This is a genomic window from Bacillus sp. G16 (assembly GCF_021282335.1).
Taxonomy (GTDB): Bacteria; Bacillota; Bacilli; order Bacillales; family Bacillaceae; genus Bacillus; species Bacillus inaquosorum.
The window spans coordinates 110,639-133,749 of record NZ_JAJSOZ010000010.1 but is presented as its reverse complement, the minus strand read 5'-3'; the positions used below and the strand labels follow the sequence as shown (position 1 = coordinate 133,749).

The 23,111-nt window shown below is 41.6% G+C and carries 23 protein-coding genes and 3 pseudogenes; 4 read left to right on the top strand and 22 right to left on the bottom strand.

Annotation, left to right across the window (positions count from 1 at the left end):
* Positions 1-73: 73 nt before the first annotated feature.
* Complete coding sequence (locus tag LWH95_RS14495; protein WP_232919853.1) at positions 74-1,360, top strand: MFS transporter; 1,287 nt, start codon at positions 74-76, stop codon at positions 1,358-1,360.
* An 18-nt stretch (positions 1,361-1,378) separates the two neighbouring features.
* On the opposite strand, the gene dbpA is transcribed toward LWH95_RS14495, so the two are convergent.
* Both dbpA and LWH95_RS14485 read right to left on the bottom strand, forming a co-directional pair.
* A complete protein-coding gene (gene dbpA, locus LWH95_RS14490) occupies positions 1,379-2,818 on the bottom strand; it encodes an ATP-dependent RNA helicase DbpA (protein WP_232919852.1) in 1,440 nt (479 codons plus the stop codon).
* Positions 2,819-2,899: 81 nt separating this feature from the next.
* A complete protein-coding gene (locus LWH95_RS14485; protein WP_232919851.1) occupies positions 2,900-4,048 on the bottom strand; it encodes a rhamnogalacturonan acetylesterase in 1,149 nt (382 codons plus the stop codon).
* A gap of 164 nt (positions 4,049-4,212) precedes the next feature.
* Here LWH95_RS14485 and LWH95_RS14480 point away from each other — a divergent pair, with 164 nt between their 5' ends.
* Both LWH95_RS14480 and LWH95_RS14475 read left to right on the top strand, forming a co-directional pair.
* Positions 4,213-4,548, top strand: coding sequence for a PadR family transcriptional regulator (locus LWH95_RS14480; RefSeq protein WP_232919850.1), 336 nt, complete (start codon positions 4,213-4,215; stop codon positions 4,546-4,548).
* 2 nt (positions 4,549-4,550) lie between these two features.
* Complete coding sequence (locus LWH95_RS14475; RefSeq protein WP_148982319.1) at positions 4,551-5,072, top strand: DUF2812 domain-containing protein; 522 nt, start codon at positions 4,551-4,553, stop codon at positions 5,070-5,072.
* A 213-nt stretch (positions 5,073-5,285) separates the two neighbouring features.
* On the opposite strand, the pseudogene LWH95_RS14470 reads toward LWH95_RS14475, so the two are convergent.
* The 19 genes and pseudogenes from LWH95_RS14470 to LWH95_RS21820 form a co-directional block, all read right to left on the bottom strand.
* A pseudogene (locus tag LWH95_RS14470) lies at positions 5,286-5,414 on the bottom strand (hypothetical protein); the annotation flags it as partial.
* Between the two features lie 17 nt (positions 5,415-5,431).
* Positions 5,432-5,887, bottom strand: a complete 456-nt coding sequence (locus LWH95_RS14465; protein WP_232919849.1) for a hypothetical protein — start codon at positions 5,885-5,887, stop codon at positions 5,432-5,434.
* Positions 5,888-5,900: 13 nt separating this feature from the next.
* The gene (locus LWH95_RS14460) at positions 5,901-6,197 is read right to left on the bottom strand and encodes a YxiJ-like family protein (RefSeq protein WP_232919848.1); all 297 of its coding nucleotides are present in this window, start codon (positions 6,195-6,197) and stop codon (positions 5,901-5,903) included.
* Positions 6,190-6,519, bottom strand: coding sequence for a hypothetical protein (locus LWH95_RS14455; protein WP_148982315.1), 330 nt, complete (start codon positions 6,517-6,519; stop codon positions 6,190-6,192). Before LWH95_RS14455 ends, LWH95_RS14460 begins: the two co-directional genes overlap by 8 nt.
* A gap of 26 nt (positions 6,520-6,545) precedes the next feature.
* Complete coding sequence (locus tag LWH95_RS14450) at positions 6,546-7,028, bottom strand: hypothetical protein (RefSeq protein WP_084992741.1); 483 nt, start codon at positions 7,026-7,028, stop codon at positions 6,546-6,548.
* Between the two features lie 30 nt (positions 7,029-7,058).
* Positions 7,059-7,817, bottom strand: a complete 759-nt coding sequence (locus LWH95_RS14445; protein ID WP_084992739.1) for a hypothetical protein — start codon at positions 7,815-7,817, stop codon at positions 7,059-7,061.
* A 24-nt stretch (positions 7,818-7,841) separates the two neighbouring features.
* Complete coding sequence (locus LWH95_RS14440; RefSeq protein ID WP_232919868.1) at positions 7,842-8,330, bottom strand: DUF2716 domain-containing protein; 489 nt, start codon at positions 8,328-8,330, stop codon at positions 7,842-7,844.
* Between the two features lie 17 nt (positions 8,331-8,347).
* Positions 8,348-8,762: pseudogene (locus tag LWH95_RS14435) on the bottom strand (hypothetical protein).
* 72 nt (positions 8,763-8,834) lie between these two features.
* Positions 8,835-9,161, bottom strand: a pseudogene (locus LWH95_RS14430) (DNA-binding protein); the annotation flags it as partial.
* A gap of 228 nt (positions 9,162-9,389) precedes the next feature.
* On the bottom strand, positions 9,390-9,806 hold the full coding sequence (locus tag LWH95_RS14425) for a YxiG family protein (protein ID WP_232919847.1): 417 nt from the start codon (positions 9,804-9,806) through the stop codon (positions 9,390-9,392).
* Positions 9,807-9,860: 54 nt separating this feature from the next.
* Positions 9,861-10,178, bottom strand: a complete 318-nt coding sequence (locus LWH95_RS14420) for a hypothetical protein (RefSeq protein ID WP_232919846.1) — start codon at positions 10,176-10,178, stop codon at positions 9,861-9,863.
* A 28-nt stretch (positions 10,179-10,206) separates the two neighbouring features.
* Positions 10,207-10,677 (bottom strand): YxiF family protein, encoded by a 471-nt coding sequence (locus LWH95_RS14415; protein ID WP_119914627.1) that lies wholly within the window; start codon positions 10,675-10,677, stop codon positions 10,207-10,209.
* 142 nt (positions 10,678-10,819) lie between these two features.
* Positions 10,820-10,999, bottom strand: a complete 180-nt coding sequence (locus LWH95_RS14410) for a molybdate metabolism regulator (RefSeq protein WP_232919845.1) — start codon at positions 10,997-10,999, stop codon at positions 10,820-10,822.
* A gap of 208 nt (positions 11,000-11,207) precedes the next feature.
* Complete coding sequence (locus tag LWH95_RS14405) at positions 11,208-11,594, bottom strand: YxiG family protein (RefSeq protein WP_119914493.1); 387 nt, start codon at positions 11,592-11,594, stop codon at positions 11,208-11,210.
* Positions 11,587-12,075 carry a YxiG family protein gene (locus LWH95_RS14400; protein ID WP_003236277.1) on the bottom strand — a complete coding sequence of 163 codons (489 nt, stop codon included), beginning with the start codon at positions 12,073-12,075 and terminating at the stop codon, positions 11,587-11,589. Before LWH95_RS14400 ends, LWH95_RS14405 begins: the two co-directional genes overlap by 8 nt.
* Positions 12,076-12,258: 183 nt before the next feature.
* On the bottom strand, positions 12,259-19,290 hold the full coding sequence (wapA, locus tag LWH95_RS14395) for a tRNA nuclease WapA (RefSeq protein WP_232919844.1): 7,032 nt from the start codon (positions 19,288-19,290) through the stop codon (positions 12,259-12,261).
* A 168-nt stretch (positions 19,291-19,458) separates the two neighbouring features.
* Complete coding sequence (locus LWH95_RS14390) at positions 19,459-20,394, bottom strand: DMT family transporter (RefSeq protein ID WP_232919867.1); 936 nt, start codon at positions 20,392-20,394, stop codon at positions 19,459-19,461.
* A gap of 67 nt (positions 20,395-20,461) precedes the next feature.
* On the bottom strand, positions 20,462-20,551 hold the full coding sequence (locus LWH95_RS21825) for a hypothetical protein (protein WP_268279676.1): 90 nt from the start codon (positions 20,549-20,551) through the stop codon (positions 20,462-20,464).
* Positions 20,548-20,916: an SDR family NAD(P)-dependent oxidoreductase gene (locus LWH95_RS21820; protein WP_442860844.1), complete on the bottom strand. Its 369-nt coding sequence runs from the start codon at positions 20,914-20,916 to the stop codon at positions 20,548-20,550. Before LWH95_RS21820 ends, LWH95_RS21825 begins: the two co-directional genes overlap by 4 nt.
* 651 nt (positions 20,917-21,567) lie before the next feature.
* Between LWH95_RS21820 and LWH95_RS14380 the strand changes: the two genes are divergently transcribed.
* Positions 21,568-22,332, top strand: a complete 765-nt coding sequence (locus LWH95_RS14380; RefSeq protein WP_232919843.1) for a TerC family protein — start codon at positions 21,568-21,570, stop codon at positions 22,330-22,332.
* A 277-nt stretch (positions 22,333-22,609) separates the two neighbouring features.
* Here the strand turns inward: LWH95_RS14380 and LWH95_RS14375 are convergent, their stop codons facing one another.
* Complete coding sequence (locus tag LWH95_RS14375; RefSeq protein ID WP_232919842.1) at positions 22,610-23,056, bottom strand: universal stress protein; 447 nt, start codon at positions 23,054-23,056, stop codon at positions 22,610-22,612.
* Between the last annotated feature and the right edge of the window lie 55 nt (positions 23,057-23,111).

Below are 23,111 nucleotides of genomic sequence, written 5' to 3'. Positions count from 1 at the left end.
AATGACGCCAATTCCATTCTTTTCAGGACCATTTCTCGTACAATAGAAGTATCGTTACCGGAGAGGGGCTCTGATGATGAAACGTTTTACGAAACAAGAAAACAGCTGGGTTTTATATGACTGGGCAAATTCTGCTTATTCGATTGTGGTGACCACTGCGGTGTTTCCGTTATTTTATAAATCAGCGGTTGCGGAAAGCGGTGTCAGCGCTGCCCAATCGACTGCCTATTTAGGCTATACCATTGCGATTTCAACGTTTATTCTCGCCATGCTCGGGCCGATTTTAGGCACGATCGCCGACTATGAAGGGTGCAAAAAAAAGTTCTTCGGTTTCTTTGTGTCAGCCGGTGTCGCCAGTACCGCGATGCTTGCCTTTATCCCGAGTGAACATTGGCTGCTTTTATTGCTGTTTTATACGATATCGGCTATCGGTTTTTCCGGCGCCAACGTGTTTTATGATGCCTTTCTCGTTGACGTCACTTCAGAAAAACGGATGAATCTCGTCTCTGCACGGGGTTTTGGCTTAGGATACATTGGAAGCACGATTCCATTTATCATCAGCATTGCTGTCATCCTGCTTGCACAAGCAGAGACGATTCCGATGTCTGTATCTGCCGCAAGCCAATTGTCCTTTTTCATAACGGCTGCCTGGTGGGGGCTGTTTACCATCCCGATGCTGAAGCATGTCCATCAGCGCTATTACATCAAAAGAGAACCTCATATCGTCATCAACAGCTTTAAGCGGCTCGGCCAAACGATGAAGCGGATTAAGCAGTACCGGGCGCTGTTCCTCTTTTTGCTTGCTTATTTCTTTTATATCGACGGAGTCGGCACCATTATTACGATGTCAACATCCTATGGATCTGATTTAGGGATCAGCCCCACAAGCCTCCTGATCATCCTGTTTGTCACCCAGGTCGTCGCCGCGCCGTTTTCCATTGTATACGGAAGATTGGCAGAACGATTTACGGGAAAAACAATGCTGTACGTGGGGATCGTCATTTATATGATCGTCTGCGTGTACGCCTATTTTCTAGAGACAACGCTTGATTTCTGGATACTGGCCATGCTTGTCGCCACCTCGCAGGGCGGCATTCAAGCTCTGAGCCGTTCTTATTTCGCCAAGCTCGTGCCAAAGCGCCACGCCAATGAATTCTTCGGTTTCTACAACATTTTCGGAAAATTCGCTTCGATTATGGGGCCGCTGCTCATCGCCGTGACCGCCCAGCTGACCGGGAAATCCTCGACTGCGGTGTTCAGCCTGATCATTTTGTTTGTGATCGGAATCGTCATCCTCGCCTTTGTCCCGGAAGAGAACAGTGCCGATGTCAGCCAGCAGCAAAATGACCTGCCCCTTTAACCGGGAGCAGGTCATTCATCATTTATTCGCTTTATTCACCTTGAGCTTTTTCCCTTTGACGGTTGTATTCTTCATCGCTTTGAGAACATGAGGGCCTTTTCCGTTTAAAATCTCCACGTAAGAGGCGTAATCCATGATCGTGATAATGCCGATGTCATCAGCTGACACACCATCAATTTTTGCAATCGTTCCTACAAAATCAACGGCTCTGATTTTCTTCTTCTTTCCTCCGTTAAAATACAGCTTCATAATGTCTTTATTCAGCTCTTCGCTTTTGTCCTTTTTGGTATCCGGACGGTCATTCAATTTAGATAGAAAATCAGGTTTCTTCTTTGCCACTTCCTCTTGAGAAGGGGCTTCTATTTTTTGAATCTCAAACCCGATATATTCTTCTATGTCGGCTAAAAACCGTTTTTCGAAGGCCGTGACAAACGAAATGGCCTTTCCTTTGTTTCCTGCACGCCCCGTCCGGCCCGTGCGGTGGACGTAGCTTTCCTTTTCAAGCGGCAGATCATAGTTGATGACAAGGGAGATATTTTCAATATCAATCCCGCGCGCGGCGACATCTGTCGCGACTAGGTACCGATACTCGCCCCGTTTAAATTCATTCATGACGTCGAACCGGTCTTCCTGAATCATTCCGCCGTGAATTTTGTCGCATGGATATCCTAAGTCATCCAATCCATCGGTCAGCTGATTGACATGCTCTTTCGTCCGGCAGAAAATGATGCAGCTGTCAGGATTCTCCGTCATCAGCACATCTTTCAGCAAAGCAAACTTATTCTCTTCTCTTACTTGAATCACCGCATGTTCAATATTCCTGGTGGTAAGACCGGCCGCTTTGATTTCGATATGCTCCGGGTTTTGCATGTATTGACGGCTTAATTTCTCAATATCCTCCGGCAGCGTCGCCGAAAACAGCATTGTCGTGCGCTCAGTCGGAAGATGCTTGATAATCGCCTCCACCTGCTCGATAAAGCCCATATTCAGCATCTCATCCGCTTCATCAATGACCAAATAGGAGAGACGGTCTAACGGCAGCGTGCCCTTTTCGATATGATCCAAGACACGTCCCGGCGTGCCGACAACAATGTGGCTTTTTTGCTTCAGTTCAGCTTTTTGTTTATCAAAGGAGGACTTTCCAAACACGGCTGTCGCTTTGATTCGTTTAAATCTCCCGATGTTCGTGATATCCTCTTTTACTTGAACCGCCAGCTCACGGGTCGGTGTTAAAATAAGCGCCTGCGGCTTGTTTTCATCCCAATCCGCCAGCTCACAGAGAGGAATCCCGAACGAAGCCGTTTTCCCGCTTCCCGTCTGTGATTTGACGACAAGATCTTTTCGTTCAAGGGCAGCGGGGATCACGCTCTGCTGCACCTTGGTCGGTTCTGTATATCCCAGTCCTTCTAATGCTCGTAAAATGTCATGACTGATTTGATAGTTTTTAAAATGACTCATGTATAAACTCCTGTCTCTTGCAGATGTTCTCATTATACTCTAATTAACGAAGGCGTATGTGTTTTGCCGAAAAATGACGTATTAAAAGCCATCGATTCCCTGGCGTTTTAACTCCTGAACAGCCAATCGCGCCAATGCGTCGGCCCCCGCGCGGTTCGGATGCAGCGTATCTCCGTCCATATACAGCGCGAGTGTTTTTTCCGGACCGATTGATGTAAAGTACGCCGAGCTGAGGACATTCAAGTCAATGAGGTGCGTTTTTTCCTCTTCGGCTAAAGCCAAAATAGAAGCCCTGTACCATCGGTTTACAGACGTATGGATGCCTTCAGAAGTAAAATCTGTCGCCCGGCCCTGAGGTGTTGATAGGATGACTTCCGCACCCTTTGCTTTCACCTGACGGATCATATCACGCATAATCTCCTTAAATTCCGCTTCAGATTCATTATGCTTCGGATTTGTGTCATTAATGCCCAGCTGCAAGATAAAATAATCACCCGGTTTGATGTACTTCAAGATCGCCTCGAGCTGACCGTCATTTCGAAACCCTCTCGCGATCTGCCCGCCAGACGCCATGTTTCTCACTTGAAAGGTGTGTTTGTCGATATAGTGAGGCAGCATCTGCCCCCAGCCCGCCTGCTTGCTGCTGTTGAGTGGATAATAATTGCACACCGTCGAATCGCCGCCGATATAAATGGTTCGATTCGTCACCGGCTGATCAGACAATTTCTTAATTTTCAAGGCGCTGAGCGTAAAAGCGGTACCCGCCTTCCCTTCGGTCACCAGCAGATTCAGCTGCCCGTCGGTGACAGGAATTTGGAACGTATCCTCCGCGCCATCCCCTGTCATATTGATGACCTGAAACACGCCCTCCGCCGCCACACTGGCCCTTGCCGTATTGCCGAGCGTCACCTTCACCTCGTAAAGACCATTCGGAAGATCCACATTAAACGTATTGTCGCTTTTCGTCCCATACGTCAAAAATTGGACCGCATCACTCTTCACACCAGTCCCGGACGCCGCCACATCCTTTATATTCTCCGGTGTCTGAAAACCGTAGCCCTTTGACCGGTCATAGCGATTAGACGCTCTGACACCAATGTAATCAGGCTCAACAGAACCGCTTCCAAAATCAAACTGATACACCGTCGGCTCCGCAGCTCTCATACTCTCAATCCCGCCAAAACCCAGCATCAACATCATCACAAAACCCGCCGCTATCCATTTTTTCATCAAGAAACCCCCTCTATGAAAACGCATACATTAATGCATACTCGGTGATTGTTTCTTTATGATGACTGAATGCAGAAAAAAATTGCGTTGACAAACAAAAAGGAAGATTTTATTATATCAACAAGTGATATATCATTCATTGATATAAGAGATGAGGTGACCCCTTGCCAAAGCAACGTCCGCAGGAAATGGATCAGCTTACCGATCCAGCCTATTATATTGTCTTAACATTGCTGGAACCAAAGCACGGATACTCGATCATGCAGGAGATTGAGGAAATGACCGATGACTCCTTTACAATCGGCCCAGCTACCTTATATACATTGTTAAAGAAGCTACTGCAAGAAGAGATCATTGAGCTTGTCAACAATGACAACCCGCGCCGCAAAGTGTACCAAACCACCTTGCACGGCCATGAATTACTCAAAAAAGAAATTCAGCGCAGAAAAGTGATGGTTGAACACGGTGAACGCGCTTTTCAACAATTGAAAGGGGATTAATCATGAAACAGAAAAAATATATGATGTCTGAAGGATTGGCGTTTTCAGAAGAAAAGGATATGAAGAGACTAAGTGATATGGCCAGCAAAGGATGGGTGCTCGATTCTTTTGCGTTTATGGGGTATAAGCTTAGTAAAGCTGAGCCGCGGAAGTTGATATACAGCATTGACTATCATGATGTTGAGAAAGAAAGCTTAGAGGAATACACCGAGATGTTTGAAGCGGCCGGATGGGAATATGTCTGCTCTTCCCATGGGATGCATATCTTTTCAGCTGAGCCTGGGATCTCGCCGATATATAGTGATCAATCCACCATGAGAGAGAAATACAAAAGAAGCGAAAAAGACGTTCGAAACGTCACCTGCACCTTGAGTTTCCTGACTCTCTTGTCCATTACACTCCATTATGTAACCGGATTATCAAATTGGGTGCCTTTGTTTTTTCTGATTGTGACTATCCCGTTTCTCGTGACATATGCTGCAGCAAAAAGCAGGACGCTTGGAAAGTGGGGAAAATCAGTGTGACTTCTTGTCACACTTGATCACATCCCATCCGCCACAATAGAAACTCATTTGGTCTTCTTGATCATACACATAATAACGGAGTCTTTCCCATTGATCATCAGTCGGTAAAATCTCCAATTCAACCCCATCGATGGATTCAAGATCATCCAGCTTCGATGCACTGATGTCTTCAAACCGCAAATGAATGTCACAGGTTTGAGCAGATAGTTTTAATTCAAACACAGGAATATGAATATAACGATCATCTTCTTTCATATAGAAAGTAAACTCGTTTAATGTAAATGGACCTGTATCTACATCAGAAAGATGCTGTTTCATTTTCTCGTATTGTGTGATATTCATATGGATTCCTCCTCCTTTTATGTTTCATCGCCAACCATATAGATCTCCTCAGCATCGTATTCAAACCACATGATCCGTTCACCTGAGTCCGTTAGGCAATGGAGTTTCCCTTCGGAAAAATAGCTGTTATCTGGTTGAGGATCAGTGATCAGAAAAACATCATCATTGATGGAAGCTAACAGAAAGAGAAAATCTGCAATGCCCCGGTCTGTTTCATGTACTACGCATTGGAAATGAAATTGCCTTTTCGCCAGCTTCGTCACTTTGTAAGCATAGCCTTTGAAAAACTCTGACAGGTCTTCTATAAATGCCCCCCCCGTTATCACCTGTATCATGATTTGCTCATAGGCAAGCCCCTGCCAAAAACGATAAAAAGACTCAGCATCTTTAAGTTCGCATGACGTAACGGTTTGGTTGGGCTTAAGCTCGACCATGTCCAAATTGCCGATACTGCTTATAGAGGTTTTTTCCATAAAATCCTCCTTATTAGTTGGATAGCGCAGCGCAAATCTCTTGTCTGACTTGCTCATACAAAAGAATGTAATGATACAAATCAGTATCGTTTTTGATCATATCCGGCGGGATGTCAGGATACAGCTCAAAAAAGCTTTTCTCCAACGAATGCCGCTGATGCCGGGGCATCCTTTTATTCGCCAGCACATAACCCAAACTGCCAGCAACAAGCATAAAAAACTCATATATATCCGCTTCAAAGCCGTACAATTCATCAGGATACGGCTTTTCTTCAAGCTCTTGCTTTCTCTTTCTCATCTTTTCAAACATGCGGTCCGCTCCCTCCCGTCACCTCATATCGCCGGCAATAAAAGCGGAACGTCTCCTCCTCCCATTCTTCCACAAGGTAGATGCCTTGCGGCTGCGGTTTTATACGGAGAAGCACATCAGACATGTCCTTTAGGGTTTCCAAATCTCGTATCGTAACGGCTGAAACGTCTTTGAATGTAAAAATAATTGAACGGAAATGATAAACAACTGCTAACTCAATCGTATAAATGGCGTCTCTATCTGTTTCTCGATAAAGACGCCATTTCTTGATATGCTGTAACAAAATTGGAGAAACTTCAGAAATATTCAATTCATTTGCCAATTTTGATTCCTCCGTTTGATGCTTCCCTATACTCCATACTCACAGTAAGGCTTCAAATCAGGGAATGCAGCCTTTAACATCCTTTCTATTCCTTCTTCATTAACTGTAAAAATAAGATCTGATGAATCAAAAAAACCGACTTCAAAAACACATTCTTTCACAGGGGAGATATAGTCATCTTCATAAAAGTCAGCATTCCCATCAACAAACGGAACTCGTGTTAAATCGTACGGTATCGTCTCTTTAGGCACAGCAGTTAAAATAGAAAATATCACATAAATCTCAAATTCATTTAATATACGATGAAATTCCTCACCTGTGATAAAAAGATAGTCTTCACGCTCGCCAATGATATCGTTCCAATGATTCTTATCCTCGGATAAATCCATCATATTCAAAATATCGCCAATGACCCAATTATACTCAGTGATAGGGAGAGGGAATTGTTTGAAAAAATCATTTAAAAGAAAAAGATCAGAATCAGCATATTCCAGACAATACCTGCTCATATGTACCTCTCCCCCAATAAAAGTCCCTTTTTACAACTCATACTTGATCAATTCCTCCATCGTGGTTCCCTTGAAATATTGATTTAGGACATCCTCAATACTCAAATGACCAAATAGCCCAATTGGATTGCTATAGGTCTTCCCCTGTTTTTTGTCAACTTCTATTAAATCACTCTCTGCCGCTAATGAATCGTCTTGGCTAATGAGATACTTTCCATCCTCATACATGACAAACGTTATAGCAGAATGATCAAATTTCTTCATCAGATCTATCGGCACCTTGGAAACAACCTTCCAGTTCCCCTGAAGAAAGCCTGTATATCCTGTATTCGCAATAAAAAGGGCTCTTTGCTTTTCTGCCATCATGAGAAAAATGTCATCTTTACTCAAGTGATCCTCTGTAAAAATATCAAAATACTGAATGAGAACATCATCATTTTTATCTGCTGCCAAATCTCCTTTTACCACTAATGCATATGTAAACTGATTGATTTGCTTTAAAGGGATTTCAATGACAACACCAGGCCTAACTTCACTTAAAGTAGTTCTTTTTTTCATCTTTAGGTTGATATCGGTGACTTGTTTTCCTTCTAATTCTTTAAAAAATGAATCGCCGTCTGAGTTTAATACCTGAAAGAGAGTATAAACAAATTCATTTAGAGTAGGCTTGCGATCCAATTGTTCAAGGAACACAGCGTGAAAATCTTCGATGGCGTCGTGACAAATATCCAAACCATCATCACTTACGAATATCTTTTTATTCTTATATTTCTCTTCCCAAAAGCCCATGTTTCACCTCGTTTTTCAGAACACTCATCTATTTTGAAACAGGATAGGCGGATATTTATCTATCGCCTTCAATAATTCTTCACCAAACACAGTGATTGTACATTTCCACGGGTCTCCCAAAAGTCCCCAAGAAAAGTCCTGATAAAAAAAGAAATAATAGTCTCCGTTTGGAAATACCGGAACAGGCCATTCGCCAAATTCATCCTTAGGCATTGTCTGATGAGGGCTAAAGATAAATCCATCATGCTGCCAATCTAATGCGTACATTACATCGTTCTTTCCAGTACATGATTGAAATGCTTTTAAAATAGAAGTCTCTAATTCACTCAGCACTCTGCTCACATCATCATGACCAGTTTTACTGCTCATCCCCCTTGAGATATCAAACACTCGATATGGATCAGGCGGGATGATGTGATGAAATCTGCTTCCGGGCTTCCATTTTATGAGCTGGTTCACTTCTGACCAGATGCGGTCTTGTTTTGTCTGACTTAAAGCGCGCCAATTCATCATCATCCCACCCTTTGACATTATTGGATATCCTGCATATAGACACCAGAAGAGGTCACTGCGTAAACAGCGTTACTTGTCAGTTTCAGCTGTTGAACGTCTAGGGCTTCACCGTTCGAGTCACAGCATGTTATCTCTTCCATCTCTTGACTCACATCGGTAGAAATCAAATAAAGAGACGGCTTAAGGTCTGCTCTGTAACAGTTGACCGTCCCGATCCAAAAACCTTCTTTAGATACTGTGAACTGATCAAGTGCTTCTGATTTAGGTGCCTCATCCGACAGAATCCACACCCTTCTCCGTAATACAGCATATAAATCAATCCGTTTTTTTCTGCAAGCCATAACATTCATCTACAACCGGTGCATCCATTTCTTCAAGCTTTCTATCAATATACATTTCCTTCTGCTTACCATCTAACGTAAAACACCACACACTATGGCCGTTGGGATTCTCATCATGATAAATCCCTTCATCACATAAACCGACCCAAAGCTGTTGTTTCTCATCCAAAAGACAGCAGGAAACCCCGGAAGGCAAGTGAAAAGCACTTTTCACCCTTCCCTCTTCTGAAAAAACCTTTACCTTCGGCTCATACGATTCGTAATAAACGAGGACATAGCCATTTTCACATTGTTGAAAGAGCTGAATATCATTGTATGCAATCTTCTCTTTTACTTTAAAATCCCGAACAGCACCAGAAGGATCATAGATTGAAATGGTAATATCACCCTTCACACCTTTTCCAATGTAGACACGACCTTGTGAATCGACATAGAAAAAACAATCTTGGGTATTTATATTAATGATTTTATTCATGTTTAATTTTTTCATTGATATGCTCCCAGGTTAGAAATGAAGTGATAAGAATAATCCATTTATTAGCTATTAGTAACGGACCACGACATAAGATATTACAGCCTGGTTTCATTAATCGTATTGATATTTGGCTACTTTCCAATTTGGTCTTAAATCGCGATGACATCGCCATTTACATTTTGTATGGCTGCTTTTATGCCGTATAAGAAAAGTGAGGCTGATAACCTTTCTTATGTAATGGATTTATTTAAGATTTGAATGATATGCATAAAACGATTGATCATCAAAGCTAACTGTTTCAGATTCTATAGCAATCAACATGCTGTTCATATTTATAAGAAAATTAGCGTTTGAATGGTAGTGTTCAATTTTAGAATTCGAAAGGTTTCCGATCCCTTCTGGGTGATAACTGAACTCAAATATTTGCCAATTATATTCTTCTGGAATAATTTTTTCTAATCTCATGTCGCCAACATCTGCACTATAATAAGTAGATGCCACATTTTGGAATAATATTTTATGCGTATATTCAGCTTCACTTTCAAAAACCTTGATATTAAGTGAGAGCTCTTTTTTAAACACATTAAAATCTAAATGAAGGACACTGCACCCCTCATCTATATAATCAACCCATTCAATAATTGTTTTGTACATTGTCATCTCCTACCTCTTTTTAATCAATAACGCCTTACCACCAAGCAGAAAACAAATTACTCACTCCATATATTGTTTTAACCAATCATTTAAATCATCTGTTGAATGCAAAAAATTTTCAGGAGAATCTTTCAAATCAATCCCGCTTAGAAGGATTAACATATCCCAGACTCTATCGTCTTCTACTTCGGGGTCATCCGCATAAACATAAGTGCCCGCCCAACCTGACACTTCTTCTCTTGTTGTTTGTCCATTTAAGACACTTTTGATTTTATTTATGCATTCTATTAGCTTTGGCTCGCTCAATTTGATCACCACGTATTCAAGTATTAAATGATTTATTAATAGTATGCAAAGCACCGTACTGATTAGATACATTCCAAAAGGATTCTTCCTAGGAAAGCATCTACCAATAAACAAGCTCGCATCCGTATTCCGTGTGCAATATACATAAACCAAACTGACACTCTGGCTCAACCAAAATAAAACTATGATGGAGAAGCCCTTTGTCGAACTCAATACATTCCAATAAGCCATCAAGGTGCTCGAGACATTTTCCGAAGGTACAAACTAATGCACCAATTTCGTTGCTGTATTGATGAAACAGCAGAACGTCCCTGTCATCATAGGCAACATAGGACTGAGATGTTTTCAAGATCAGCTGTTTCGCTTCCGTTTTTCCGGGAGCATCAATCTCACAGGTGTTGGCTGGTATTGAATTTGATAACACCAGTTCAAGCAACTGCTTGCTTTTCGCCAGATCAGCAAAGCGATAACTGAAGCCTCTTTCTGCGCAAGGGACTAGTTTTTCTTTGATTTCGCTTTTCAACAAACGTCTTTTATTCTCATCGAGTTTTTCGATTAATCTTTTTTGCATGAGCCGCAATCCCTCCGCCGTCAATTTCTCAAGTTCTTTTAATTTGATTAATCTTTCTCTTGTTTTCTTTGTCATTTATCATTCAGATTTGTTCTAAAAAAAGCTTGTATCGCTTAATGATACAAGCTTTATATTCTACTATTTAAAACTCACCCAGCGGGTTATCCTCAAAACGCTCCCACAGTTTTGGAAACCTTTCAGGCAAATCTTCTTCTTCCCAGTCCAATTCAATCTCGTCTGATTCGGTAAGTCCCTTTTGTTCAAGCGCATCCAAAAGCTCATCGTATACTTCATCATCCCAATCATCGTCGCCAGTCTTCATATATGTCAAAACCTCGATTGCCACTGACAGCAAGTCTTCATTCTACGGATGCCTTCCTCGTCAAGTGTTTCCTCCATGATAGATACTGCCGCTCATAAAAAAGATATAGATTAAAATAAGTGTAATGATTATATTCCTCTCAATTCGACTTTTAAAATCCGCAACATTTTAACAAAGGTTTTTTTCCATGTCATCATTACGATCACTTCTATGTTGAAGCATATATTTCGGTTGAATCAAAGAAAACCCTTTCAGTTTCAACTGCATACACTGCTTGATTAATCCCAATCAAAACGTTTGCATTCGATTCATAATCTTCAATTAAAGGATGATATAATGTTCCAATACCCTGCGGATAGTAAGAGAATGAATTTAAAATCCATCTTTCCCCATCAGCAAATTCTTTTAAAGACGATTCCTTGCCGGCATAAAAAAATAATGATGATACATTCTTGAATAAAATACGATGCTGCTGCTTCTTTCCCTTCGTATCCATCTCTAAATAAAGAATAAATTCTTTTTTAAAGAAATGAAAATCTGTTTTTAATACGGTGAATTCTGAATCAATCAGATGCTTTTGTATTGGATTATTCACTTAAATCCTGCCTCCTTGAAAGAAATTTCTTGATCCCAGCCACTATATTATTTCTTTGGTTTTTTTCAGTTTTTTCATAACTATGAAACACTTGATATTCTTTAGAATCAAAGGATACACAATTAGATTCTATGGCAAGTAAAGTCCCGTTAATTTCTATAAGAAAATTAGCATTTGAGACTTGATTACCTAATATACCATTTTGTAGTTTCCCAATTCCTTCTTTGAAATAACTGATTTCTTCAAGGTACCAATTAGTATCAATGGGTATAGTTTTATCAAACTTGTTATGAACACTAAAATTGCAATAAATCCCATTTATATCCTTAAATGAAATTTCTTTTAAAGTGGCTTTTTCTCCTTCTTCATATAACTTAAGATAAAGAGTTAATCTATTCTCTAGGTATTCAAAATTAATATCGTACATAAAGCAATTAACATCGTGATTTATATAGTCTATCCATTGTTCAATACTGTTCATGTTATAACATTCTCCTCACTTTAATTAAGTAAAAAGGTTTGTAAATGCAGATGGAAACTTAGACAAGATTCTTAAGTAGAATTCACCTGTATAACCATCTGCATCTCTAACTATGTTAATTGCTATTATTAACCCCTAAATGATCTTTACATTTGATTTATAGATTTAATTACACTGATACTATTATCTTCTGTGTGACTTACTGCGCAAGCGTTTATTTATATTTCTATATGATGACCATCTTAACTTTATATGAGTCTCAGAAGGATTATTTGAGAAATGCCCTTTTGCATTTAAAGGACCTTTATTTCTAACTGACATTCTATAGTATGGTTTCTTTCGTTGACCAGAATTCTTCCCCATTAACCTTACTGTATGTTTTTTAGTAGTAACTACCCAACCTTTTTTAGTTTTAGCCCTTTTAATTACACCTTTGTTTGCCTTTGCAACTTTTCTAGCATTCCAGTATGTTTTAGATAATTTTCCAGCCTTATATAGAGTACGTCCTACTCGTAGATAGTTTCCTCCGATTGCTCCGCCAGCAGCACCTAAGGCTACAGATCCAACTAACCTCCAACCTCTTGCTCCCTTTGCCTTGGCAGCTTTGTAAGAAGAGACTCCTCCAATTAAAGCACCTGCTACCATCCATACCCAATGCCCATCCGGGTCAACATTCATCACCGGGTTATTATTTCCATAAGTATACCCATTCTGATCCAATGAATCACCGTCACTGCCGGGGTCTGGGTCAAGTGAGAGGAACACGCCGTTTCTTGGCTCGTAGTAGCGGGCCATGAGATAGTACAGGCCGGTTTCTTCGTCGTATTGGTAGCCTGCGTAGCGGTAGCGGTTGTCTTTTACTTCATCGCTTGCTTCGGTTTTTGTTGGATTTCCCCATGCGTCGTATTGATACTTGGCAACAGTTTTTCCAGTGCTGTCTGAGATCGCGATGACGTCTCCGTGTGCGTTGTAGTGATAGAAATATTTCTTGCCATTCTCCGTGTAGGATAACAGCTGGCCGCTGTCACCGTACGTGTATGATTTTGTGACTTTGTTGTCCGCGTCTGTTTCATACAAGACGTTCAAACTGTCTCCGTCATAGAAGTAGTTCGTGACGTTTCCGTTGACGGTTTTTTGAATTCTGTTTCCTTTTTCGTCATACTTATATGTTGCGAATGGCTTGTCTTCGCCTTTTTTTGTAACGGCGGTCAGGTTATCTTCTGCATCCCATATATATGTGAATTTGCCGTCGGATGTGCGGTTGCCGTTTTTATCGTAAGAGATGCTTTCATCATTGACTTTTGTCAGCTGGTTCATGATGTTGAAGGAAGCGTTCACCGTTTTGCTTGAACCGTCTTTTACAGTTGTAACGGTTTTCCGGTTCCCGAATACGTCATATGTGTATTCAATGACAGTACCATCTTCATGGGTTTCTTTGACAAGCTGATTCAGCTTTCCATACTCATATTGCACCTTGCCGCTTGCAGAGCTGTTTATCGTGGTACGGTTTCCGTTGGCATCGTATTCATAGCTTTCTGTCAGAATGCTTCCGCCGTTTTTGTCGCCGATATGCAGCGAGCTTACAATGTTTCTTTCGTCATAAGAAAAACTTGTTCCGCCGCCGTTGCCTGTAATAAAGGTTTGGACGTTCCCATTTTCATCATAATCAAATGAATATGAAGATGTACTGTCTTTCATCTCAATCATTTGATCCAGTTTGTTATACGTAAATTGATTCGTTCCTTTTTGGTCCCCATGGCTCCATGAGAAGGTTTTCAGCTTATCGGAGTCACTAGGATATGTCCAAGTTTGGCTGCCGCCGCGGTCAGTCAATTCGGTTAAACGGTTTTTGTTGTCAAATGTCCGTTTCTTTGTGGTGTTCTGCTCTTTATTGACGACTGACGTTTCATTTCCATTTTTGTCATACGTAAAATTGTACTTTTCTGTACCGTTATACGATTTTGATTTCACCCGGTCTGTTCCATCATAAGAAAGAGACACTTCGTTGCCATTCGGTGAAATGGTTTTGGTCAGGTTGCTGTTGGCATCATATTCGCTTGCTAGCACATTGCCCAGTGGGTCAGTTGTTTTGACAAGCTTGCCCATGACATCATATTCATATTTATAGGTTTGATCTGCTCCCGCCCGGATGGTTTTGCTTACCTCATTGCCTTCCTTATCATAGCTGTGAAGGATAGACGTGCCGTTGGAGAGCGTCATGTTTGTCAATTGGTCTGCCTGATCATACGTATAGGTTGTTTTTTCACCTTTAGCATCCGTTTCAGCAATTTTCTTACCAGTTTCATCGTAATCAGTTGAAGTGGCGTAACCTAGTTCGTCCTCTTCCTTGGTCACATAGTTTCCATTGCTGTCATACGTGCTTTTTGTTAGAAGGCTTCCTTCAATCAGACGGATATCATCAAACCACACTGTTCCTGTTGCGCTCTTTTGGAACAGTATGCTGATATCGACTTTATTAATCGGCTTTGTTTTTGGTATAACCACAGCTGCGCGGTTCCATTCCTGTGTTCCAGAAGGGAATTTCGCATTGTAGACGCCTGTGCTGCCGTCCGTATAAGTGACATTAGCCTGCAAAGAATAGTCTTTTTCATCTGTGAACTTGACACTGCTTGCTTTCGACATGCCTGTCAGTGTGAGATAAACCGGTTTGTCGTTTGCGCTTTGCCCTAAGACAACGGTTTGTTTTGTTACTGATCCGGCTTGGGACGCACTGGTCCGGGCAGCTTTTAATGATACATTATCATTAAAGCCTTCTTCAGAATCAACGGATGCCCCGCTTACGCTCCAGTTTTCCGTTGCTGCTGTGAAACTGCTGTTTTGTACTGGGTTATAGCTTGATGATACTTCGCCTTTTTCCAGCTGAACTTCATCAAACCATGCTTTCCCTTTGCCATTCTTATCTTTATGGTCCACTTCCATATACACAACAGCTTTTCCTGCATTCGTAGGAGTCGTAAAAGTAATTTGTCGTTTTGTCCAGTCATTTTTTCCGGCTAATGCGCTGTATTCATTGTGAATCCATTGAATTCGTTTTTGATCTTTGTCTCGCAAATCAATGTTAAAGTAGGCTCTTGATTTCGCTAGATCTGTTTTGATTTTCCCGCTTAATGTATAGGTGGTATTCGGCTCCAGTTCAACTGTTTGTGTCGCTGACGAATATCCGTGATCTGTTCCGGCAGACGTTGATTGGCTCAAGACTTCCAATGCCTTTGATCCGGAAAGAACCCCGCTTTTATCGGTGATAATTGAGATTTTGCCGCTGTCTTTAGAAGCAGTCAGATTCCAGCCGGATTTTTGTGCTTCAAAGCTTCCATCTTTCAAAATATTGGTTGAAGCTGATAAATCTTTGCTGGATTGAATCTGATTTCCGTATTTATCATAAACAGCTGCTGAAGATGATTTTCCGCTCTGATCGGTTTCGGATACAGCATCCAGTCCGTCATAGGCAATATCTGTGACGTTCCCCTCGGTATCCTTCATCTTTGTGACATCGTTGTTTTTGTTGTATTCGTATGTCTCAGTTCCATATGCGTCTTTAACAGACGTAACGTTGCCATCTTTGTCATATTGATAGCTTTCCGTTGCTTTTCCTGTTCCGACGTCGTTTGGATCTACATCTTCTACGACATTGTTGCCTTCATACTTTGTATTCGTTGTAATTTTTAACCCTTCCGCATCATCAATGACCTGAATCGGATTTCCCGCTTCATTATAGCTGTACTGTACTTTCCGGCCATTCGGCTGTGTCATGAGAAGCGTCTTTTTATCAGCATCATAGCTATAAACATATGTTTCTTTCTTAGCGTTGATCGCTTTATCGAGACGGTGCCCGCTATACTGATATTCGGTAAAGACAGGCTTTGCTTCGGTACTGTTGGCTGAATATTGTTTGACAAGGCGTCCTTCGCCATCATAGTCATAGCTTGTGACAGTCCCGTCTGTATCAGTGACTTTCTTCAGCAAATCATTCTCATATGAGTAGGTTACTTTCTTATTTTTAGGTCCGGTGATGGAAGTCATATGACCGTTTTCATCATATGTGAATGTAAGCTTGCGGCCTGATGCATCTGTAATGGCTGTCAGTTGATTTTTGTCATTGTAAGTGTAGACAGTTGCATTGTTGTGGCCATCCACTACTTTTTGAAGCTTGCCGCCTTTTTTATTGAAATAAGCGTTTGTTTGATCCTTTGTTTTTAATATGAACTGGTCAGCTGTTTCTGTTAATTCAAGATAGACACCGGTCGGCGGCTGATATGTGCCATCGGCTTTTTTAGTAAATCGATGTGTAGTAGCGTCTTCATCAATATACATTGCCCCGCCGTCCGTCGGGATAACAGATGTTTCAGCATCAGCATACCAGCCTTGTCCAAATAAGTGATCAGAGCTGTCAAGACTGTTGTAGGTTCTCGATAAGCCAAGTCCCGGTCCGCGCCCGTCAATTGACAGGTCTTCTTCACTCACAATAACATTGCCTGTCGCACCATTTAACTGGCCGCTTGGGATATCAATGATAGACCAGTATTCTTCTGTTCCAAGGAATTCTGCGCCTTCATGGAACGTTGGGTTAAAGGGAGCCGTCGGAATCGTTTCACCATTCGCATCATAGGCGGAAAGAGTGAAAGAATAATTCTTCTTCCCTTTGTAATTCCCATTTGCATTGTTATAGACAGGTGACGGATCAAGAGCTAATTCTCCGCCTTTTCCATCTGTATGCAGCTTATAGCTTCCGGCTTTAATTTCCTCAGAAGTCGGCCAGATGTTTTTATTTTGGGTTGTCCAATGATCCGCGTCACCCACATCAAAGGACTGATATTCCTTACCGTTGTAAATGTTAACTTTATAGCCTTTCGCATTTTGAACCTTTTCCCATATCAAATTCACATAGCCCGTTTGACTCGATTTTGTATTTGTATACAAATAGCCAGTTAAATTCTTTGGCCTAGCGATATCAGGAAGCGCCGGGTTAGCAGCCGGGGATGCAATGGCTTCACCGTCTTTGTTATATGCGATCAATTTAAACGAGTAATTTTTTTTTGCTCCGTCTCCTCCGGCGTTTTTATAAGTTGGGCCGGGATTGATTGGCAGCTCTGCTCCGTTTCCGTCTTTTAGATGAAGAGCATATTTTCCCGCTTTAATTTCTGAACTTGTCGGCCAGATCTTTTTCCCCTTGGTGGTCCAAGACGTCTGATTTCCCAGATCAAGTGTCTCAAAGCCTTTCCCATTGAACACCTGAACTTTATAGCCGGCGGCTCCTGATACAGCTTTCCAAGAAAGATCAAAGTACCCTGTGGCATTCCCATTATTATAGCCCTTGGTTGACGGTGCTTGTGCTTTTCCTACATTAGGGATAACGGGCTTTGCCGGTGCGGACATCGCTCCTTCTCCCTGATCAAATATTGCACTGACGCCGATCCAATAGTTTTTGCTTGTGGCATAGCTTCCGCCGGAATTCTTATAGACCGGGGATGGATCTAATGCCAATTCAGCTCCGTCCTTGCCGTCCACATGCAGTTTATATCGCTTGGAAGCAATTTCTGCGCTCGTGGGCCAGATCTTTTTTCCTTTTGTGCTCCACGACGTGACGTTTCCTGCAGAGATTGCTTGATACTCTTTACCATTGTAAATCCATACTTTATACCCTTTCGCACCTTCAACCTTTTTCCAGCTGATATCAAAATAACCAGTGGAATCGCCGTTGTGATAGGCTTTAATTGTAGGTGTGTTTCCCTTTGGAATGGTATACGTCACTTCAATATACGGTTTATTGGCGGAGTTCGCTGATGAAATCAGTTTTTTCCAATATTCCTTGCCGTTTCCGTTTGTATGAAGCTTAAATCCATAGTTGGCCCCGCCGGAGTTCCATGACTTTACAGCAGCGGTCACATCGTAACTTGCCCACTGTCCTTTATGAACCTCAGCTTTTCCAATATTTTTCGATGCCGGTTTGGTATTCCATGTCACTTTTCCATTATCATAATTGCTGTTAACTGTATCTAGCCAAAGACCGGTTGCCTTTGCTCCATAATAGGAATGGGCGACGTATGTTTTTAATGTAGCTTTGGTGACAGTCATATTTTGAATTGGTTTTAGGTTATTAAATTTCATGAACGCATAGTTTGTGCCTGTTGTTTTGTCATAGTAGCCCGTTTTCAGCACATAAGACTTTAAGTTAGCATCCCACTTTTGAGAGGACGCCGAGTAGTTCGTTGTCGGATAGGCACTCATGACAAACGTATCTGATGAAACAGATAAAGATGTTGACGGGTCGATAGATACTGGATATACGCGTTCTGGGTCCTTCAGCCAGTTCTCGTCTGCCGTGAGATGAAGCAAATACCCTTCTTCATTCTTATCCAGCTTATAGCTGACTTTGTCCGACCGTCCAACCTCGCCAGAAAGTTCATCTAACTTTGAATCCGTCATAAAAGGCTTAGGCACAGAAAAAACAACTTTACCTTTTTCATCAGAAAAATCAATGGATCCATCCTCTTGTTCTTTAGCCTGCAAATCGGTTTTTACCTGAAATGTAAATGTGTTGTATCCATCATATTGATGAAGGACTAAATCTTCTTTTATGTTTTCATTGAATGTGAAAGTCTGAAGATCAATATTCGGAAAAACATCCGGATAAACAATCTCATTACTGTCAGTCTTATAATCTGCTGAGGTATCTTTCGGAGTAAGTGAAGTTTTATTTGGGCCTTTCGCTTCTACAAGTGAATATGTAACCTTATGGTCATTATGCTCAAAAGTCGCATAAAGCCCGTTCTTCATTTGCTTTTGAAAATCTGAATTCAAAATGGCATTCTCTGTCTCGACTTGTTTGCTTGTCGATTCTTTTAACTCAGGAGAAATGTCTTCCCAGTCAGCATTCGGTGTTTCCTTTGTATGAATGGGATCAAGGTATACTTCCTGTTTATAGACACCGTCGCCTTCATAATACAGCTTTGTATTTTCTGTTCTTTCTGAGGTGATCTCACCCTCTTTGTTTATATCTTTTGGATCAAAAGGTACGGCTTCCTCAGTTTGTTCATTCCGAGGAGTTTCTTCTGGATCATCGGCAACAATACGATTTCCAGTCTCTTCTTCTGTGGTTTTTGCCAGTACATTTACTGGCAATAATGAAATCATTAAAGCCAACACTAAAAATACTGCAATGAACCTTTTAAAGTTCTGCCTCTTTCTTTTTTTCATTTCCTCTCTCCTTTTGTAATAAAAGTAATATTCAACAAATAATCTTAACGATCATGAAATGTTATTTCAATATTTTTCTAGAAATTTTATCTTATTTTAAGAATTAACCAGAGTAAATTGACCCAAAAACAAAAAAGGCCTCTTAGGCCTTTTTACATTTTTCTATCTTTATTGAATTTGTTCAATATCCTTACGCTCAGCCGCCAGATCCGCCTTCCCCTGCCTCCTGACAAGTGTCAAAGCCATGCCCGCAAAGATCATCACAATGCCAAGTGTTTGATAGAGGTCAGGGCGGAAACCTGTGAAGACGGTATCGAGAACGATCGCGACAGCAGGATCAAGGAAGACAATGATTGAAATAAACTTCGTTGATAAGAATCGCAAACTGTCAAAAAACAGTAAATACACGATGCCCGTATGGATGATACCGGTAGATACCACCATAATCCAGTTCCCTTGAGACAGATGGGCAAAAGCACCAAAATGAATAAACGGAATCAGGATGATGACCCCTAAACCGGTTTGCAAGAAGGTGGTCGTGTATGGGCTGAGGTTGTGAATGCCTTTTCCCAATAAAGTTGTGAACGCATAAAACAGTGCGGCGAGAACGGCCCAAATGATTCCTGATCCCATCAGCTGTGCAAATGAAGTGCTGCCGTTAATCCCAGAAATCAGCGCAGTTCCCAGAAAACAGATAATAATGGAGCTGACGGAGATGACATTTAATTTCTCTCTATAGATGATGCTCCCCAGGAGAAGAACAAGCACCGGGGCAAGGTGATAAACGGAGATGGCGATCGTAACGGATGTTTCTTCAAAAGACTTAAATAAGAAGACCCAGTTGAATACAAGAAAGAAACCGCACGCCAATGTTTGCAGCACTTCTCTCTTGCTCCATTTTTCCGTTTTATACTGCCCGGACACCAGCCAGCAAAAGCTTAAAAATAGCGTCGCGCAAAGGCAGCGGACAAATACCAATTCAAATGACGGCAGATTGGTATGCTCTGAGAAAAAGCCGATGGAACCGAAAATCACCATGGAGATGACCATTTTGATTACGGCTGTTGATTTTTGTTTTGATGTGATTGAGAGATCTTGCTGCATCAAGTGTATTCTACCTCCAGTTATGTATATGGAAAATCACCCCAACTGCAAGGTGCTTTTCCCTTTATTATAGTTTCTTGCCGGCCGTCCACCCGCCGTCTATGACAAAGTTTGAGCCTGTAATAAAGTGCGCCTCATCAGAAGCCAAATACTTCATACAGGAAACGATATCACTCCCCACGTATGGAGGGCATGATTATCTTTGATCAGCTGAACCATTTCATCGTCTTGAAAATACTCATCCGTCAATTCTGTTTGGATCACGCCCGTTGAAATGCTATTCACCCTGATTCCCTTTGACCCGAATTCCATAGCGAACTGCTTTGTCAGTCCGATGACCGCATGCTTGGAAGACACATAGGCAGCCCGCACAGGCTCTGCCATCAGCCCGGACACAGAGGCAATATTGATCATACAGCCTCGTTTTCCCAGCTTAGACCACAGCCTTGCCGCGTCCCGGGAAAGAATAAAGGCTGCTGTGAGATTAATGTATATGACTATTTGAATGATTCGGCTGATCATTCTAGAACAGGGTTGATTTTCCTTATTCCTGCTACGTTGATTAAGATGTCCGGAATCAATTGGCTATGTTCAAGCTTTGGTATCAAAAATTCTGCCTGCTGAACATCAGACAAGTCTGCTTCTTCCATGTGAAATTCACTGTTTACTATAGATTCTGACAATTATTCGTTTGAATATCTACTCCAACGACCGAAAACCGTCCGCTAGAAATTATTTTACCGCCGAAAAGCCGATTGCCGTTCCGCTATTTGCCCCAGTAATCATTATATTTTTTTTACATTTCTGCTTTTTTCATTTTGATAATTTTACATAATCTTGCATACTATAGTTTGTTCATATAATTTAGCATTACGTTCCATCCTCTATTTCCCATATTTTTATCATACAGGAAATTGCCAAAAAACTCATTTGCTTTTTAAGGAGAGAGATCATTATGGTTCAAGCTGCAGGTGCACGATGAAATGAGCAGATGATTTTTTACATCTATATCTGTTCAAAAATGCCCTTCCAGGTGAATTTTTTTGTTAGCAAGAAAAAGCAACCCAAGAAATACCAGCCTACTCAATAGAGTTAACTATAAATGAGAAGGGTAATACTGTTGATATCGAAACTTTTACGGCATACTTTACGTTTTAGAAAGGAAAGATGTTGATGGAGTCTATCTGGCTGGAATATGCCTGGACATTGTTAATCTTAATCGGATTAGAAGGACTGCTATCGGCTGACAATGCCCTTGTATTGGCAGTTATCGCCAAGCATTTACCCAATGATCAGAAAAAAAAAGCGATAAATTATGGAATCATAATGGCATTTGCCTTCCGGTTTGCGGCGCTTTTTGCCATTTCGTTTATCGCAAATGTCTGGCAGATTCAGGCGATAGGAGCAGCGTATCTTCTATACCTGGGCTTAAAGCATGTGATTAAGGCCCGTTTCGGGAAAAAAAGTGAGAATATTCACGAGGAGGACAAAGAGGAGGCTGCTGGGAAAGGTTTCTGGCCCACAGTCGGGAAAATTGCTTTAGCGGACCTCGCTTTTGCCATTGATTCGATTCTAGCTGCGGTTGCTTTAGCTCTCGGGCTTCCGGATTCACCACTTGATGATTTCGGCGGCATGGATGGAGGACAATTTATTGTTGTTGTCCTAGGTGGGATTGCCGGCCTTATCCTGATTAAGTTTGCAGCAACTTGGTTTGTAAAGCTTCTTAATCAGCGCCCTGCACTGGAAACAACCGCATATGCCATTGTGGCCTGGGTCGGTGTCAAACTGGTGGTCATTACCCTTGCCCATGAGGATATTGGAATCCTGGACCATCACTTTCCACACAGCACCACCTGGACGATAATCTTCTATGGCGTATTAGTGGCCATTGCTTTATTCGGCTGGTTTGCGCCGGCCAATAAATCAGCAAAGAAATAAAGATATAAAAAGCAACAATGAATAGAAAACTGGAAAGTATATTGGGGCATCTAAACATATACTAATATTTGAAACCAAACAAGATAGAGGCGTCATCCCTTACTGATCAAGGGGGCGCCTCTTTTGAATATTGTTGTTATAGTAAAAACAAATTTTTAAAAGGTTGTGTTTAATGAACAGTTTACGAAATTGTGGAAAAGCAAACTCTCTTCTAGCTATTTAAATACAGTAAGTCTCGGATGCTGGCCATTCGCCATATCAGATATTTAATTTTTATCTATCGAACAATCAAAACCGGGCAAGGCGATAATTGGGACACTTTATGGCTGACGCTTCCAAGCATCATTTCTTTCAGGCCGCTGATGCCCCGGCTGCCGACTACGATCAGGCTGACGCCTTTCTCTTTTGCGTGATTTAGTATCTCATGTGCCGGCTCGCCATTCGCGTAAATGATTTCAGCTTGAACACCGTTCTCGGCTGCATTTTCTTTTGCCTTCTCAAGGATTTTCATGCCTTCTTTTTTAACCTCATCCCTGATTTCATCAATAAAATGTTCAGGCACATAGACAATTCCCGTCAGAGAAGAAGTCGTGACGACGGCTTCTCTCCCCACATGAAGGATGCTTAGATCCGCCTGCTGTTCTTTGGCCAGATGCACTGCGGCATCAAGCGCTTTTGCACTCATGTCTGATCCGTCAATCGCAACTAACATTTTATTAAACATGCTCTTCCCGCCTTTCGGACTGTGGGTGGTTCATCTTTCTCTTTTATTGTCCGCC

What these genes read in the sequence shown, in the direction of transcription:
- dbpA (WP_232919852.1), bottom strand. Translation starts at nt 2,818, where the DNA reads ATGAGTCATTTTAAAAACTATCAAATCAGTCATGACATTTTACGAGCA.
- LWH95_RS14425 (WP_232919847.1), bottom strand. Translation starts at nt 9,806, where the DNA reads ATGACAATGTACAAAACAATTATTGAATGGGTTGATTATATAGATGAG.
- LWH95_RS14380 (WP_232919843.1), top strand. Translation starts at nt 21,568, where the DNA reads ATGGAGTCTATCTGGCTGGAATATGCCTGGACATTGTTAATCTTAATC.
- LWH95_RS14420 (WP_232919846.1), bottom strand. Translation starts at nt 10,178, where the DNA reads ATGTATCTAATCAGTACGGTGCTTTGCATACTATTAATAAATCATTTA.
- LWH95_RS14460 (WP_232919848.1), bottom strand. Translation starts at nt 6,197, where the DNA reads ATGTTTGAAAAGATGAGAAAGAGAAAGCAAGAGCTTGAAGAAAAGCCG.
- LWH95_RS21820 (WP_442860844.1), bottom strand. Translation starts at nt 20,916, where the DNA reads ATGATCAGCCGAATCATTCAAATAGTCATATACATTAATCTCACAGCA.
- LWH95_RS14495 (WP_232919853.1), top strand. Translation starts at nt 74, where the DNA reads ATGATGAAACGTTTTACGAAACAAGAAAACAGCTGGGTTTTATATGAC.
- LWH95_RS14440 (WP_232919868.1), bottom strand. Translation starts at nt 8,330, where the DNA reads ATGATGAATTGGCGCGCTTTAAGTCAGACAAAACAAGACCGCATCTGG.
- LWH95_RS14400 (WP_003236277.1), bottom strand. Translation starts at nt 12,075, where the DNA reads ATGAACAGTATTGAACAATGGATAGACTATATAAATCACGATGTTAAT.
- LWH95_RS14415 (WP_119914627.1), bottom strand. Translation starts at nt 10,677, where the DNA reads ATGCAAAAAAGATTAATCGAAAAACTCGATGAGAATAAAAGACGTTTG.
- LWH95_RS14450 (WP_084992741.1), bottom strand. Translation starts at nt 7,028, where the DNA reads ATGAGCAGGTATTGTCTGGAATATGCTGATTCTGATCTTTTTCTTTTA.
- LWH95_RS14390 (WP_232919867.1), bottom strand. Translation starts at nt 20,394, where the DNA reads ATGCAGCAAGATCTCTCAATCACATCAAAACAAAAATCAACAGCCGTA.
- LWH95_RS14475 (WP_148982319.1), top strand. Translation starts at nt 4,551, where the DNA reads ATGAAACAGAAAAAATATATGATGTCTGAAGGATTGGCGTTTTCAGAA.
- LWH95_RS14465 (WP_232919849.1), bottom strand. Translation starts at nt 5,887, where the DNA reads ATGGAAAAAACCTCTATAAGCAGTATCGGCAATTTGGACATGGTCGAG.
- LWH95_RS14375 (WP_232919842.1), bottom strand. Translation starts at nt 23,056, where the DNA reads ATGTTTAATAAAATGTTAGTTGCGATTGACGGATCAGACATGAGTGCA.
- LWH95_RS14410 (WP_232919845.1), bottom strand. Translation starts at nt 10,999, where the DNA reads ATGAAGACTGGCGACGATGATTGGGATGATGAAGTATACGATGAGCTT.
- wapA (WP_232919844.1), bottom strand. Translation starts at nt 19,290, where the DNA reads ATGAAAAAAAGAAAGAGGCAGAACTTTAAAAGGTTCATTGCAGTATTT.
- LWH95_RS14445 (WP_084992739.1), bottom strand. Translation starts at nt 7,817, where the DNA reads ATGGGCTTTTGGGAAGAGAAATATAAGAATAAAAAGATATTCGTAAGT.
- LWH95_RS14485 (WP_232919851.1), bottom strand. Translation starts at nt 4,048, where the DNA reads ATGAAAAAATGGATAGCGGCGGGTTTTGTGATGATGTTGATGCTGGGT.
- LWH95_RS21825 (WP_268279676.1), bottom strand. Translation starts at nt 20,551, where the DNA reads ATGAAGTATTTGGCTTCTGATGAGGCGCACTTTATTACAGGCTCAAAC.